The organism is Waltera sp. (genome assembly GCF_046969025.1).
Taxonomy (GTDB): domain Bacteria; phylum Bacillota; class Clostridia; order Lachnospirales; family Lachnospiraceae; genus Acetatifactor; species Acetatifactor acetigignens.
On sequence record NZ_JBKVQF010000004.1, the window covers coordinates 72529 to 86077 of the forward strand.

General features: G+C 45.1%; 14 protein-coding genes. 11 read left to right on the forward strand and 3 right to left on the reverse strand.

Annotation, left to right across the window (positions count from 1 at the left end; all coding sequences use genetic code 11):
- Window positions 1–91 precede the first annotated feature (91 nt).
- The 3 genes from ACLTOH_RS03035 (at window position 92) to glmS (ending at window position 4740) form a co-directional block, all read left to right on the forward strand.
- Window positions 92–1561, forward strand: a complete 1470-nt coding sequence (locus tag ACLTOH_RS03035) for a hypothetical protein (RefSeq protein ID WP_412223330.1) — start codon at window positions 92–94, stop codon at window positions 1559–1561.
- Between the two features lie 194 nt (window positions 1562–1755).
- Window positions 1756–2754 carry a UDP-N-acetylglucosamine 4,6-dehydratase (inverting) gene (gene pseB / locus ACLTOH_RS03040; RefSeq protein ID WP_118731087.1) on the forward strand — a complete coding sequence of 333 codons (999 nt, stop codon included), beginning with the start codon at window positions 1756–1758 and terminating at the stop codon, window positions 2752–2754.
- A 117-nt stretch (window positions 2755–2871) separates the two neighbouring features.
- The gene (glmS, locus tag ACLTOH_RS03045; protein ID WP_022312330.1) at window positions 2872–4740 is read left to right on the forward strand and encodes a glutamine--fructose-6-phosphate transaminase (isomerizing); all 1869 of its coding nucleotides are present in this window, start codon (window positions 2872–2874) and stop codon (window positions 4738–4740) included.
- Window positions 4741–4799: 59 nt separating this feature from the next.
- Here the strand turns inward: glmS and ACLTOH_RS03050 are convergent, their stop codons facing one another.
- Entirely contained in the window at window positions 4800–5189 is a 390-nt protein-coding gene (locus ACLTOH_RS03050) for a hypothetical protein (RefSeq protein WP_022312329.1), read from the reverse strand.
- A complete protein-coding gene (locus tag ACLTOH_RS03055) occupies window positions 5182–5706 on the reverse strand; it encodes a hypothetical protein (RefSeq protein WP_145985622.1) in 525 nt (174 codons plus the stop codon). The genes ACLTOH_RS03050 and ACLTOH_RS03055 overlap by 8 nt, the downstream gene beginning before the upstream one ends.
- 309 nt (window positions 5707–6015) lie before the next feature.
- On the opposite strand from ACLTOH_RS03055, the gene ACLTOH_RS03060 reads away from it, so the two are divergent.
- From ACLTOH_RS03060 to ACLTOH_RS03090, 7 genes are all read left to right on the forward strand, one after another.
- Window positions 6016–6348: a helix-turn-helix domain-containing protein gene (locus tag ACLTOH_RS03060; protein WP_227061604.1), complete on the forward strand. Its 333-nt coding sequence runs from the start codon at window positions 6016–6018 to the stop codon at window positions 6346–6348.
- Window positions 6345–6962: a DUF3990 domain-containing protein gene (locus tag ACLTOH_RS03065; RefSeq protein WP_412223331.1), complete on the forward strand. Its 618-nt coding sequence runs from the start codon at window positions 6345–6347 to the stop codon at window positions 6960–6962. The genes ACLTOH_RS03060 and ACLTOH_RS03065 overlap by 4 nt, the downstream gene beginning before the upstream one ends.
- A gap of 5 nt (window positions 6963–6967) precedes the next feature.
- Entirely contained in the window at window positions 6968–7186 is a 219-nt protein-coding gene (locus tag ACLTOH_RS03070; protein ID WP_022312325.1) for a hypothetical protein, read from the forward strand.
- A 171-nt stretch (window positions 7187–7357) separates the two neighbouring features.
- The gene (locus ACLTOH_RS03075) at window positions 7358–7702 is read left to right on the forward strand and encodes a helix-turn-helix domain-containing protein (RefSeq protein ID WP_022312324.1); all 345 of its coding nucleotides are present in this window, start codon (window positions 7358–7360) and stop codon (window positions 7700–7702) included.
- 107 nt (window positions 7703–7809) lie between these two features.
- Window positions 7810–8691, forward strand: a complete 882-nt coding sequence (locus ACLTOH_RS03080) for an ArnT family glycosyltransferase (RefSeq protein ID WP_412223332.1) — start codon at window positions 7810–7812, stop codon at window positions 8689–8691.
- A gap of 135 nt (window positions 8692–8826) precedes the next feature.
- Complete coding sequence (locus tag ACLTOH_RS03085; RefSeq protein ID WP_412223333.1) at window positions 8827–9435, forward strand: hypothetical protein; 609 nt, start codon at window positions 8827–8829, stop codon at window positions 9433–9435.
- 12 nt (window positions 9436–9447) lie between these two features.
- On the forward strand, window positions 9448–10770 hold the full coding sequence (locus ACLTOH_RS03090; RefSeq protein WP_119624074.1) for a sugar phosphate nucleotidyltransferase: 1323 nt from the start codon (window positions 9448–9450) through the stop codon (window positions 10768–10770).
- Here ACLTOH_RS03090 and ACLTOH_RS03095 read toward each other — a convergent pair.
- Window positions 10724–12139 (reverse strand): SGNH/GDSL hydrolase family protein, encoded by a 1416-nt coding sequence (locus tag ACLTOH_RS03095; RefSeq protein ID WP_412223334.1) that lies wholly within the window; start codon window positions 12137–12139, stop codon window positions 10724–10726. The genes ACLTOH_RS03090 and ACLTOH_RS03095 overlap by 47 nt on opposite strands.
- Window positions 12140–12330: 191 nt before the next feature.
- On the opposite strand from ACLTOH_RS03095, the gene pseC reads away from it, so the two are divergent.
- Window positions 12331–13530: a UDP-4-amino-4,6-dideoxy-N-acetyl-beta-L-altrosamine transaminase gene (pseC, locus tag ACLTOH_RS03100; RefSeq protein ID WP_412223335.1), complete on the forward strand. Its 1200-nt coding sequence runs from the start codon at window positions 12331–12333 to the stop codon at window positions 13528–13530.
- Window positions 13531–13549: the final 19 nt, after the last annotated feature.

Genomic DNA, 13549 nt, shown 5'->3' on the forward strand with positions numbered 1-13549 from the left:
GAGGAAACCCTGGCTCCATGATATAATAATGCCGTTAATCAAAATAATCTTAAATATAAAAAATTATAAACGAAAGAAAGGTTAAAAGATCATGGAAGAACGGGAAATCGATTTACTGGATATGATAGCCGATATTTTATCTCACTGGAGAGGCTTGCTGGTTGCGCTTATAATAGGTGCAGTTCTGATGGGAGGATTCAGTTATGTGAAATCTTATCGGAATATTCAGAGTACACCGACAGTAGAGGAAGAACCGGAACTGGATGAATTGGCAGTAGAAGAGCAGTTGACACAGTTAGAGGATAGTTTGAGTGACAGTGAAAAGGCTGCGGTTTTAACTACGGTGGATGATGAGAGGGAATATTTATATAAGGATAAGTATTTTCAGGAATCTGTTTACATGCAGTTGGATCCATTGGATATTGTGCAGACAGAGCTGGTATACAGAATTCAGGCAGAGGATGAGGGTCTGGCACAACACCTGGGGACGCTCTACAAAAATATAGTTGGTGGGGTAGGTTTATATGACTGGGTGGAACAGCAGACAGGGATTGACGCTGCATATGCTGCAGAGTTGATTTCTGTTAGTACAAATCCGGAAATATTCGTGAGAAATGGCGCAAATATTAGCACTGGAAGTGACAATCTGAAGGTAACGGTCATCCAGAAGGATGAAGAGACTTGCGGACAGCTGGCAGCTGCAGTTAGCAGCTACATGGAACAGCAGCAGAAGAATCTTGTAAAGGAATTGGGTAATCATGAGTTGATATTATTGTCCGAGACTTCCGGTAAAATCATAAGTACCGATATGATGGCGCGGCAGATAGATTATGGCAATCAGGTTAGCAATCTTAGATCAGGGATCGCATCTGCAAAAGCAGGATTTACTGCAGACCAGCAGAAGTATTATGATCTGCTGACTTGGGAGGAAGAGACCAGAGAGGCTGAGATGGATCAAAAGGATACGACAACAGAGGAGGAGCCGGTATTAGCAAGTCCTTCTGTAAGCAAGAAGTATGTCCTTCTGGGTGCAGTATTATTTGCATTTGTCTATGCGGGAATTCTGTTCTTGATATATATTTTCAACAGTAAGATTCGTGTATCCGATGAATTGCAGAGTTTATATCACATTCCTCTGATCGGTGTGGTGGTAAAGAATTCTAAGAAGAAGTTTATTCTGGACAAGTGGGTAGATGATCTTCGATACTACGGTAAGCGGAAATTTGATGCCAAACAGTCTATGGAACTGGCATTTGCAGCAGTGAAGATTGTAGCAGTGAAAAATAAGCTGAATACTATCTGCCTGATGGGATGTAATCTGGAGGCCGGTGCCGGCAGTGTATGTGAAAACCTTAAGACAGCATTAGAGAAGGAAGGCGTCAACGTTACAGTTCTGGATAATGTCCTTTATAATGCAGAGTCCATGGAGAAAGTAGAGGCTATGACGGGAGTGGTATTGGTAGAAAAAGCCGGTTCTACTTTGTACAATGAAGTCGCAAATGAATTGGCATTACTGAAGAGACAGGATATTACAGTTTTGGGTGGAATTATTGTAGAATAAGATATGTTAAGCATTGTTAAAGACTGCAGAATTCTTGTATGACGAGACGATAGTAGCCAAAGTCCTTTTATGAAAAGGACTTTGGCTATTTTTTCCGGAATTATACTGTCTCAGAGAATATGCGTAACAATTGCGTTTTTCCATATAATATGTTATGATGATTAGGAATTTTAAGTGTTGAAAGTGAGGACATTATGTTATTAGATAATAAATCCATTTTGATTACAGGTGGTACCGGCAGTTTTGGTAAGGCATTTACCAAGTATGTGTTGGACAACTACAATCCCAGGAAGATCATCATTTATTCCCGTGATGAGTTTAAGCAGTTTATCATGCAGAATGAATTCAAACAGTATGCTGATAAGCTTCGTTTCTTCATTGGTGATGTCAGAGACAAGGAACGTCTGACCAGAGCATTTGAGGGTGTGGATTATGTTATCCATGCTGCAGCTCTGAAGCAGGTGCCTGCCTGCGAATACAATCCCGCTGAGGCGATCAAGACCAATATCCACGGTGCGCAGAATGTTATTGATGCTGCATTGGATACCGGTGTGAAAAAGGTGGTTGCCCTGTCCACGGACAAGGCTGTCAATCCGGTAAATCTGTACGGCGGAACCAAACTGGTATCTGACAAGTTATTCATTGCTGCTAACGCTTATGCCGGAAGCAAGGACATCTGCTTCTCCATCGTTCGTTACGGTAATGTGGCCGGAAGCCGTGGATCTGTTATTCCGTTCTTCCACAACATTATCAAGAACGGCGGTACCGAGCTCCCCATCACCGACTATCGCATGACCCGTTTCTGGATCAGTCTGCAGCAGGGTGTGGAACTGGTGATCAAGGCTTTGGAAGAGTCCAAGGGTGGTGAGACTTTCATCTCCAAGATTCCTTCTTTCAAGATCACAGATCTGGCTCAGGCAATGCTGCCGGGATGTGAGATGCCGGAAGTCGGAATTCGCGAAGGCGAAAAGCTTCATGAGATCATGGTAACCGTGGAAGATTCCATGAACACATACGAATATGACAAGCACTTTATTGTATATCCCCAGATGGTATGGAGTGAATCCAGACGTGCTGTTCCTACTGGCAAGAGAGTCGCTGAGGGATTCTCTTATAGTTCCGGTAATAATACCGAGTGGCTGAGTGTAGAGCAGATTCGTGAATTGTTAAAGACAATTGATTTAGAAAAATAATTTTAAAAAGATCTGCCGGTATGAGAGCAGATCTTTTGTTTTTATTCCAGGGGCTTATTTCTTAAATAGCAAATCGTAGTAGGAAAATGAGCAGACTATTAGAAAGAGGACTAGCATATGTGTGGAATTGTAGGATTTACAGGAAACAGACAGGCAGCACCGATCCTTCTGGACGGACTGTCAAAATTAGAATATAGAGGGTATGACTCTGCGGGACTTGCAGTCCGCGATGGCGATGCCCTGGCACAGGTAGTAAAGGCTAAGGGGCGTCTTTCGAATCTGGTCGAGAAAACGGACAATGGAAATGCTTTGAAGGGAACCTGCGGTATCGGACATACCCGTTGGGCAACCCATGGCGAACCCAGTCAGATCAATGCCCATCCCCATGTCTCCGGCAACTGTAGCAGATCCGGTTCCGGCGCGGTAGAATCGGAAGTGGTAGGCGTACATAATGGTATCATTGAAAATTACACGGAACTGAAAGAAAAACTGCTGAAGCATGGTTATACATTTTACAGCCAGACCGATACAGAGGTAGCGATCAAGCTGGTGGATTATTACTACAAGAAGTATAAACTCGGTCCCATTGATGCCATTGCGAAAACCATGGTGCGTATTCGCGGATCCTATGCGTTGGAGCTGATGTTCCGTGACTATCCCGGTGAGATCTGGGTAGCCCGTAAGGACAGCCCGATGATCATCGGTATTGCGGATGGGGAGACCTATGTGGCGTCCGATGTCCCGGCTATCTTGAAATATACCAGAAATGTGTATTATATAGGCAACCTTGAGTTTGCAAAGCTGACTCCGGGAGAAGCTCATTTCTATAACCTGGACGGGGATGAAATCGAGAAGCAGACTACGGAAATCAAATGGGATGCAGAAGCGGCAGAAAAGGCCGGTTTTGAACATTTCATGATGAAAGAGATCCATGAGCAGCCGAAAGCAGTTCAGGATACCCTGAATTCTGTGATCAAAGATGGCAGGATTGACTTCGAAGCAGTGGGAATTACCGAAGATGAGATCAAGGGCTTTGAACAGATTTATATTGTAGCCTGTGGTTCTGCATGGCATGTAGGCATGGCGGCACAGTATGTTCTGGAAGACATGGCAGATATTTCGGTGCGTGTGGAACTTGCATCAGAATTCAGATACCGGAAAATGTCCCTGAACCCGAAGGCACTGATGATCGTGGTCAGCCAGTCCGGTGAGACAGCGGATACTTTGGCTGCATTAAGACTAGCGAAGGAAAAGGGCATTACCACTATGGCCATTGTCAATGTGGTAGGCAGTAGTATTGCCAGAGAAGCGGATAAAGTATTTTACACACTGGCAGGCCCGGAGATTTCTGTGGCAACCACGAAGGCCTATAGTGCGCAGCTTGCAGCAATGTATTGCCTGGCAGTGCAGTTTGCCAAAGTTCGTGGTAAGATCACAGAAGAGCAGTATGGTTATTATATTGCCGAACTGCTGACGATTCCGGAGAAGATACAGAAAATTCTGGAAGACAAGGAGCGCCTGCAATGGTTTGCCGCAAAGTATGCCAATGCGTCTGATGTATTCTTCGTAGGACGTGGTATAGACTATGCCGTTTGTCTGGAAGGAAGCCTCAAACTGAAGGAAATCAGCTACATTCATTCCGAAGCATATGCGGCCGGGGAACTGAAGCACGGAACCATCAGTCTGATCGAACAGGGAACGCTGGTGATCGGTGTTCTGACCCAGAACGAGTTATACGAGAAGACCATAAGCAATATGCTGGAGTGCAAGAGCCGTGGTGCATACCTTATGGGCATGACTACCTATGGCAATTACGAAATCGAAGATCAGGTGAACTTCGCTGTCTATGTGCCGAAGGTGGACGAGCATTTCATGGCCAGCCTTGCGGTGATACCGCTGCAGCTGCTGGGATATTATGTCAGTGTCGCAAAGGGACTGGATGTAGATAAGCCCAGGAATCTGGCGAAGAGTGTTACGGTGGAATAAAAAATTGGGAACGGAAACGCCAGAGCTTCTAAAAGCTCTGGCGTTTTTGAAAAGAGTATTTAAATAGGTTTTGCAAGATCTCCCACATGAGGATTGTCAAAAGGTATCTGCTCCCGGTTATCATCCTGAACAATTTCTTCCACGGTACTGCCGGCCCACATAGTCATGGACGGTGTTGTCTTACGGATTGTCTTTTTGGCTACCGGTTTCCGATATGTGACGGATGTGATGGTGCACATCTTATCCTGGACATGGACGACCTCCCCGGTACCCTTCACAAATTCCAGATATCCTAAGGATTCCCCGGTATCCGGATCCACGATCTCGTGGTCGGAAAGAGAATATACCAGAAATTTGTCCCCTTCCTGCACCCCATTAATAGAACCAACATTAAGAGAAACATCACAATTATCATCGGATACATGTACGATCTTAATCTGTTTACTCATTGGAAACCTCCTGATTTAATATTTTATAGATATAAGGCACGATATCGCTTGTTATAGTAGGGCGCACAATAATATTATTTTTATTGTCATTAATATAAGAGACAAAATCGGAAATTTCCGAAGCGGAGACTTGGTTCTTGCTCCGCATGTCACCGGGAACGATCCGAATCTGTGCGGATTTTCCGCCGCTGTTTATAGTTTCTACTAATCCGAATCCAATTAATTTTTCGAAATTCCCATCCTTCTTATAAAATGTAACAATCGAGTTGTATGTGATAAAATCATGTGTTTTACAAATACAGACATTGTGACTGCATTCGATGATGGATATCGTGGGAACAGCCTTATCGTTTTTGGATTCTAACCATAGCTTTGCACACATCCAGATGGCAATTAACAGAAAGAATAAAACAATAGAAAATGCCCAAAAGGGGACAGCGGCATCCGGAGGAAACAGGTAAAGTAGAATGGTGGGAATCAATCCGATGGCAAATGCAATCAGATTATATTTATCCATAATAAATTTCCGCATTTAAGATCAGGCTCCTTTCGGGATGTTTTATAAAAAGTATAACATTATCTAATGAGGGAGTAAAGTTTTTGACGGCTAAAGGGATTTCGATAAATCGAGGGAACTTAAGAATCGTTGGAGCGGAGAATTGCAATTCATACCATATTATATGGAAAACGTAATTTCTGCGAATCAGAATTCCGGCACTTTATATATGAATAAATATTCCTTGCAACATATCTTGAAAGATACTATCATCAATGATATAATATGAAATAACAAAGTAATCAGGACCACAGAAGAAGGGTATGAATTATGAAAGAAAACGATATAAGAGAAGATATGAATGGCATAAAATTTGAAATTTTGCGAGATGACGAGGAGCGGAAAAAAGATCAGCTAAAAAGATTGCAGGCATATGTGGAAGCAATACAGAAAAAAGTGTCGAGTCATACGGATCAAGTTGTCAAGGAATTGGTGGCAGAGAGACATCGACAGGGTTTGACACAGAGTGATATCGCGGATCGTACAGGGATGAAAGCGTCTAATATTGCCAGACTGGAGAATGGCTCGGGAATTCCTACATTGGTGGTTTTGGAAAAATATGCCAGTGCATTAGGGAAACATATTGAAGTAAAAATACTGTGAAAGAAAGTAAACATAAGATGAAATTATATCATGGAACCAATTATAGTTCAGCAATAAATATAGTTAATCATGGAATCGATCTGAAATATAGTAAACCCTATCTGGATTTTGGCCCGGGTTTTTATACAACGCCAAGCTATGATCATGCAGCGCTGGCAGCAATAAGAACTACTCAGAAATATAATGCGAAAAATAATAAAAACGAGGAACCATACATTGTAGAAGTAGATTATAAACCGATAAGTGCAATGGATTTAGTAATAGGTTCCTATCCACGACATTCGGAAAGATGGGGAAAATTTGTCCTGAATAATCGATTGAAACCACAGATGCTGTCTGCATACAATATACTAGAGCACAATCAGGATGGAAAATACGATATTTGCTATGGAGAAATTGCGGATGGCAATATAATTAATATAGCGTATAAGGTTAACGGAGGCCAAGTCATACCGGGAGACATTAATTATAAGGAGTTTTTGAAAGATAATGGAGAGGTATATCCGCAACAGTATTCCTTTCATACTTTAAAAGCGATATCTTGCATAAAAGTATTATCTTGTGATATGATAAATAACAAGAAGAAATATTTGAACGCAAGAGGAAGAAGGTGAATGGTATGACAAATGCGGAAATCAGGGAATTTAAGAGTTATGTACGGGATACCTTGGTCAGAAAGTATCATTTGAATGAAGTGGAAGCAGCTCGTGCCGTTCGTGATTCTTATTTATCCAAGGCACTGGCAATGGACAAGGATTTTGTCGACCATGATACTGTTGAGGAATGGGCGGAATTTATTTATGATGAAATAAATCATGAAAGCCTGCTGATGATGTAAAACAGAAAATATTATAATACTCAAAAGATCTGCCGACAGGCAGGTCTTTTTGCTTCCTTTCTGTGAAACGCATACAGCGTACACCACACAAAAAATTTTTTGTAAGAATCCGTCGATTTTTGTCATGTACTTTATAGAGACCTAAATAAATGACAAAGGCGGTTAAACAATATGTACGACACCAAAGAAAAATGCAGGGAACTTGCGGCAAAATTCAAACAGCTCTGTGCCGAAAGAGGCACGACACCTTATAAGATTGCAAGGCATTCGGGACTGTCATCCTCTACGGTAAGCTGTTTTCTGACCGGCAAGACAGTTCCCAGAATCGATACCATGATGATTCTTTGCAATCAGCTGGGAATCTCGATCACAGATATCTTCGATGAGCGGGAAATGGTGGAAGTACATGCACAGGAGGAAGAATTGATATTGCATACATATCGTAATCTTCCGGAGGATAAGAAGAAAGCGGTTTTGAAATATCTCAAAATGCTGGACCGGTATACGGAAGACTAGGGACAAATGCAACATTCTGTGGTATGATGTGATAGTGATAGGCCATATGCGGCGGAAAAAATGACGCAGGAGGCCTGAAAGAGAACATCGAAAGGTATCGTACGATTATGAATACTATGACACAGGATTCTTCCACCGGTCTTTGGAACAATAAAAACAGAAAAATTTTCTTCTGGAGCATCCTCGCGCTTGCCGTGATCCTGCGTTGCATCCGTTTTGCCACAGTGCCGGACGGTATCAACCAGGACGAGGCCATGGGAGCGGTGGATGCCTGGGCATTATCAAAATACGGAACCGACAGATATGGTACTTTTCTGCCGGTTCATTTTACTGCCTGGAGATACAGTCAGATGAGCGTTCTCCTTGCCTATTGCATGGTTCCCTTTATCAAACTGTTCGGATTCAACACGGTAACGGTGCGTCTGCCGATGGTACTGATCTCCTCTGGCGCGGTGGCATTGGTATATCTTGTGGGCAGGAAATTATTCTCTGAACGGATCGCCCTGGTGGCAATGCTGCTGACCGCTGTGAATCCCTGGCAGTTTATGCAGAGCCGCTGGTCGCTGGATTGCAATCTCTTCCCGCATATTTTCCTGCTGGGATTTTATTTACTGCTTCTTGGAATGGAAAAACGACGCTATTTATACTTGTCCATGGTCTTTTTCGGACTGACATTTTACTGTTACGGTATCGCTGCCTATTCCGTAACTGCATTTCTTTTTGTATTCTTCATATGGTGCCTGTGGAAGCGCCGGCTGAAATTCCGGGAAGGATTGCTGTGCGCACTGATCTTTACGGTAGTGGCCCTGCCGGAAGTCATAGTTCTGGGAATCAACGCGGTACACTTTGGCAGAACCATAAGTACTCCGCTTTTTACCATGCCGTATTTTCCGGACAGTGTGAGAAGCGCAGATATTCTGCTTTTGAACTTTTCCTTTGCACAGCTGGGGAAAAATGCCTGGGCTCTGTTCAGCCATGTATTCCTGTAGCTGCCGGATATTTTCTTCAATTCGATTCCGGCTTTTGGCCCGTTGTATCATGTGTCGATCCCGTTTGTCTTTGCGGGGATCATTGTATTTACCATACAGCTCTTCCGGGAGAAAAGCATTGAAAAACAGACACGGATGCTGGCATTATGGGGCTTCCTGGTCACCGGGATCTGGGTCGGCCTGATCACTTACGAAGTCAACATTAACCGTGTGAATATTATTTTCTATCCGATCATCCTGTTATGTGCCTACGGAATCGGTCTGGCGGTTCGAAAATGGAAAAAACTGTGGCCGGTGATCGCAGCTGCCTATGGAATCAGCAGTATTCTGTTCTTCGGGACTTATTTTACTACCTATGCGGAAGAAAGCAGACAGTACTATAACAAAGATTTCATGGAGACGGTGGCGGAAGCGGATTCTCTGGAGGAATACGAAAGCCTGTACATCACCGGCAATCTGGGCTGGCAGTTCAACCGGGATGCCACGGAGATCCTGACCCAGTATGTCTGTAAGATAGACGCACAGTATTATCAGGGGAAGAGTAATGTCTCCAACGGAAGAGAGCTTCCGGCTTATGCGGACCGGTATCACTACATCTATCCAGAGCAACAGGCCGCAGAACTGGTGGAGATGGTGGGAGACGGCCTGCTGGTATTGTATCAGGGAGATCTGCAATACATTGATTTTTCCTATGATGTAGTGGATACGGTAGGAGATTATCTGCTGCTTACCGTACAGAATTAAGAGAGGACACTTATGAATATCATACTTTTATCGGGCGGCTCCGGACAGCGGCTTTGGCCCCTGTCCAACGAAATCCGTTCCAAGCAGTTTATCAAAATATTTCATACGGAAGACGGCGGCCTGGAGTCCATGGTGCAGCGGGTGTACCGGCAGATCCGGGAGGCGGATCCGGAGGCAAAGATCACGATTGCCACATCCAAGGCACAGATCTCTTCCATCCACAACCAGCTGGGAGAAAATGTCGGTATCAGCATGGAGCCCTGCAGAAGAGACACCTTCCCGGCGATTGCACTGGCGGTGGCATATCTGCAGGATGTGCAGGGAGTGACAGGAGAAGAGCCGGTGATCGTATGTCCGGTGGATCCGTACGTGGAAAAGGATTATTTCGAAGCTTTGCAGCGGCTGGAGAAGCGTGCGGCACAGAGTGCGGCCCATCTGGTGCTGATGGGTATGGAACCGACGTATCCCAGCGAAAAATATGGCTATATCATTCCGAAAACAGCGGAAAATATCAGCCCGGTGGAAATGTTTAAGGAGAAACCGGACAAGGAGCAGGCAGCGGAATATATCAGACAGGGAGCGCTGTGGAACGGCGGAGTGTTTGCCTTCCGCCTGAATTATGTATTGCAGAAGGCTCATGAACTTATAGAGTTTACCGATTATGAAGATTTGCTGGCAAAATATGAAACCCTACAGAAGATCAGTTTCGACTATGCGGTAGTGGAGAAGGAACCTGAGATCGAGGTCATGCGTTTTGCCGGAACCTGGAAGGATCTGGGTACCTGGAACACCCTGACGGAAGCCATGGACAGTGCATGCGTCGGGGAGGCGGTGCTCAATGAGACCTGCCGGAATGTCCATGTGGTGAATGAGCTGGATATGCCGGTGCTGTGCATGGGATTGCAGGATATTGTCGTGGCGGCCAGCCCCGAGGGGATTCTGGTATCGGACAAAGAGCAGTCCAGCTATATCAAACCATATGTGAGCAGTTTTACCCAGCAGGTCATGTTCGCAGAAAAATCCTGGGGAAGCTTCCGGATCATGGATGTGGAAAAGGAAAGTCTGACGATCAAAGTGACATTGAATCCCGGACATAAGATGAATTATCACAGCCATGAATTCCGGGATGAGGTATGGACGGTGATCTACGGAGAAGGCCGGGCAGTGATAGATGGTGAGGAACGCAGAGTAAAGGCCGGTGATGTGCTGCGGATGCCGGCGGGATGCCGGCATATGCTTCTGGCAGACACGGAGCTCCAGGTGATCGAAGTACAGCTGGGAAAAGATATCAGTGTACAGGATAAGAAAAAATATCCTCCTCTAAAGCCTTTATAATTGCTGTGCCAAACAGGAAACGTCCCTCTTCGTTGGGATGAACGGCATCCACCAGATAGCAGGCAGCATTTTGGGGATTCCATTGCAATGCCTCGTTGGTATTGAGAAAGAAAACGTTCATGGCCGCCGCGGTTTCTTCGGCACCGGTCACATAATCGTTCAGAATTTCATCCAGATCATTGTTGAAAGCGGTACCGTTGTCGAACGCTGTAATGAAATTCGAGGAAGCGATCAGAATTTCAGCATCCGGGTAAGCATCCTGAAGAGATTGCACCCCTGCTTGCAGACCGTCACGATATTGCTCCACAGTATATCCCGTAAAATAGTCATTCAATCCGTAATTGATTACGAAACAAAGTTTTTTCTCCCCGGAGATTTCGGCAGTATCTTCCGATAAAAAGCGCTGTACGGCACTGGGGAAGGATTTGTCATCGGGGGTCAATTGTGTGGCGGAGGAACCTCCGATGGCACGGTTGTGAACGGAGGCTTTCGTCAGGGCACCGATAACGCCGGGGATGGAGGCAAAATCCTGATAGTTTCCGAATACGCTGTCACCGAAAAAGACGATGTCATAATCGGACAGATCGGAATAGGAAGCAGGGGCATTAATGGCTGCCTGCACCAGGGTATCAAACTGTGTCAGACTGGAGTTATCGGCATCTATACCATGGTATTGCAAGGTGCCGCTCAATACCAGTAGCATGACGGAGCGGGCAGCGACAGCATTTAATTCCAGAGGAGTGTCATAGGCATCAGGATTGGAGATCAGCCATTCTTCTCCGCCGGGGAAGAACAGAGAGACATTTTCCCGGACAGACAGGGGAGCTGCCAGAACCTGCACCAGATTTTCGTAGGTTTCGGTGTCACTGCTGTGGGCCTGCCAGTATTTCAGAGAAGGACAGGAGAATACTATGGTAAATTCAACACCGGAATAAGAATCGACATATGCCAAAAGATCCTCATCGAAAGAGGCATAAAATCGACTGTTATTATGGAAATTGCTGTTCCACAGCAGGAAGGGGTCCAAAATGAGCAATACGTGAGTGACCTCATTTCCGGAGGAAAAAGCAGTTTCCAGATAATCGGAGATATCGGAAAAGGAAGTCAGGCGATGGGAACAGCTGACAGCATCGTAACCCATATAGGTAGAGTAAATGTCTTCCGGGAAAGCTTCCGGCGCATACATGGAGCAGAAGACCCCCTGATAGGATTCCTGCTGCAGGCGTCCAAGATCGGCGGAACGTTTTCCGGGTTCATATATTTTCACATAGAGAATTCCGGCGGCTGTTACGGCAAGCAGCAGAACTACAATAACGATACCGGAAAAGAGTTTCCATGATTTTATTTTCTTTTTCGTATTTGAACTCATAAGGCGAAGAGATCCTTTCTGTGAACAGTAAGTATGGATTTATAACGGTTTTATTATACCGCAGCAAAGCGGTGGATGCCAACACCATTGTTGTTTTTCTTCCTTCAGTATGATAAAATTAGTAAGTTGAGTTGACAAATGGAAGTATTTTTAAACATAGATGCCGAAAAGGATCAGACAGGAGGATATTTATGGAAGAATTAGCTGTTTTTGGAGGGAAACCGGTCCGTGAGAAGCCTATATTCTACGGACGACAGTATATTGATCAGGAAGATGTCGAGGCGGTGACCAAAGTATTGACTGCAGATGTGATCACCAGCGGACCGCAGGTCAGCGATCTGGAGAAGCACTTGTGTGAGATCACACATGCAAAATATGCAGTGGCAGTATGCAACGGAACGGCAGCCCTGCATCTGGCGGCTCTGGCCGCGGGTTTTGGCGAAGGGGATGAGGTTATCGTAAGCTCCATTACATTTGCAGCTTCTTCCAACTGTGTATTATATGCCGGTGCAAAGCCGGTCTTTGCGGATATTAACCCGGAGACTTATAATATTGATCCGGCATCCATTCGGAAGCTGATCACCCCCAGGACCAAGGCGGTTGTCGCAGTGGATTTCACCGGACAGGCTGTGGAACTGGATGAGATCAGAGAGATCTGCAAGGAGCATAACCTGCTCCTGATTGAGGATGCAGCCCATGCGATTGGGACAACCTATAAGGGAAAGCCGGTGGGAAGTCTGGCGGATATGACCTGCTTTAGTTTTCATCCGGTGAAAACGGTGACTGCTGGAGAAGGTGGTGCTATTACTACCAATGATGAAAAGCTGTATCGCCATTTGCTGCGTCTGCGTACGCATGGCATTACCAGAGATCCGGAAGAGATGGTACATCCTACCGATGCACGCTGGTATAACGAGCAGGTGGAATTGGGCTTTAACTATCGAATGACTGAATTTCAGGCTGCATTGCTGTTGAGTCAGCTGAAGAAGCTGCCACGGTTCTCTGAACGCAGAAAACAGATCCGCAAACGCTACAACGAAGCCTTCGCAGACATGCCGGAACTGATCCTGCAGAAGGAGATCCCGGAGTCTGACACGACCTGGCATCTGTATGTACTGCATCTGAATCTGGAGAATCTGAACTGCGACAGACGGCAGTTCTTTGACGCGCTGTATGCAGAGAATACCTGCCCACAGGTACATTATCTGCCGGTATACTGGCACTCTTATTATGAAAAACTGGGTTATGAAAAAGGGCTGTGCCCGAATGCGGAGAAATACTACAACGAAGTCATGAGTATTCCTCTGTACTACGGATTGACCGACGAAGACGTGGAAGATGTGATCCATGCGGTGAAAAAAGTGGTAGCATATTACACGAAGCTGAAATAGGATCCGACTGTGAAACCTG

Coding starts and splice junctions, on each gene's coding strand:
- ACLTOH_RS03055 (WP_145985622.1), bottom strand. CDS start 5,706: ATGGATAAATATAATCTGATTGCATTTGCCATCGGATTGATTCCCACC.
- pseC (WP_412223335.1), top strand. CDS start 12,331: ATGGAAGAATTAGCTGTTTTTGGAGGGAAACCGGTCCGTGAGAAGCCT.
- glmS (WP_022312330.1), top strand. CDS start 2,872: ATGTGTGGAATTGTAGGATTTACAGGAAACAGACAGGCAGCACCGATC.
- pseB (WP_118731087.1), top strand. CDS start 1,756: ATGTTATTAGATAATAAATCCATTTTGATTACAGGTGGTACCGGCAGT.
- ACLTOH_RS03080 (WP_412223332.1), top strand. CDS start 7,810: ATGAATACTATGACACAGGATTCTTCCACCGGTCTTTGGAACAATAAA.
- ACLTOH_RS03075 (WP_022312324.1), top strand. CDS start 7,358: ATGTACGACACCAAAGAAAAATGCAGGGAACTTGCGGCAAAATTCAAA.
- ACLTOH_RS03050 (WP_022312329.1), bottom strand. CDS start 5,189: ATGAGTAAACAGATTAAGATCGTACATGTATCCGATGATAATTGTGAT.
- ACLTOH_RS03070 (WP_022312325.1), top strand. CDS start 6,968: ATGACAAATGCGGAAATCAGGGAATTTAAGAGTTATGTACGGGATACC.
- ACLTOH_RS03060 (WP_227061604.1), top strand. CDS start 6,016: ATGAAAGAAAACGATATAAGAGAAGATATGAATGGCATAAAATTTGAA.
- ACLTOH_RS03095 (WP_412223334.1), bottom strand. CDS start 12,139: ATGAGTTCAAATACGAAAAAGAAAATAAAATCATGGAAACTCTTTTCC.
- ACLTOH_RS03035 (WP_412223330.1), top strand. CDS start 92: ATGGAAGAACGGGAAATCGATTTACTGGATATGATAGCCGATATTTTA.
- ACLTOH_RS03090 (WP_119624074.1), top strand. CDS start 9,448: ATGAATATCATACTTTTATCGGGCGGCTCCGGACAGCGGCTTTGGCCC.
- ACLTOH_RS03085 (WP_412223333.1), top strand. CDS start 8,827: ATGCTGGCATTATGGGGCTTCCTGGTCACCGGGATCTGGGTCGGCCTG.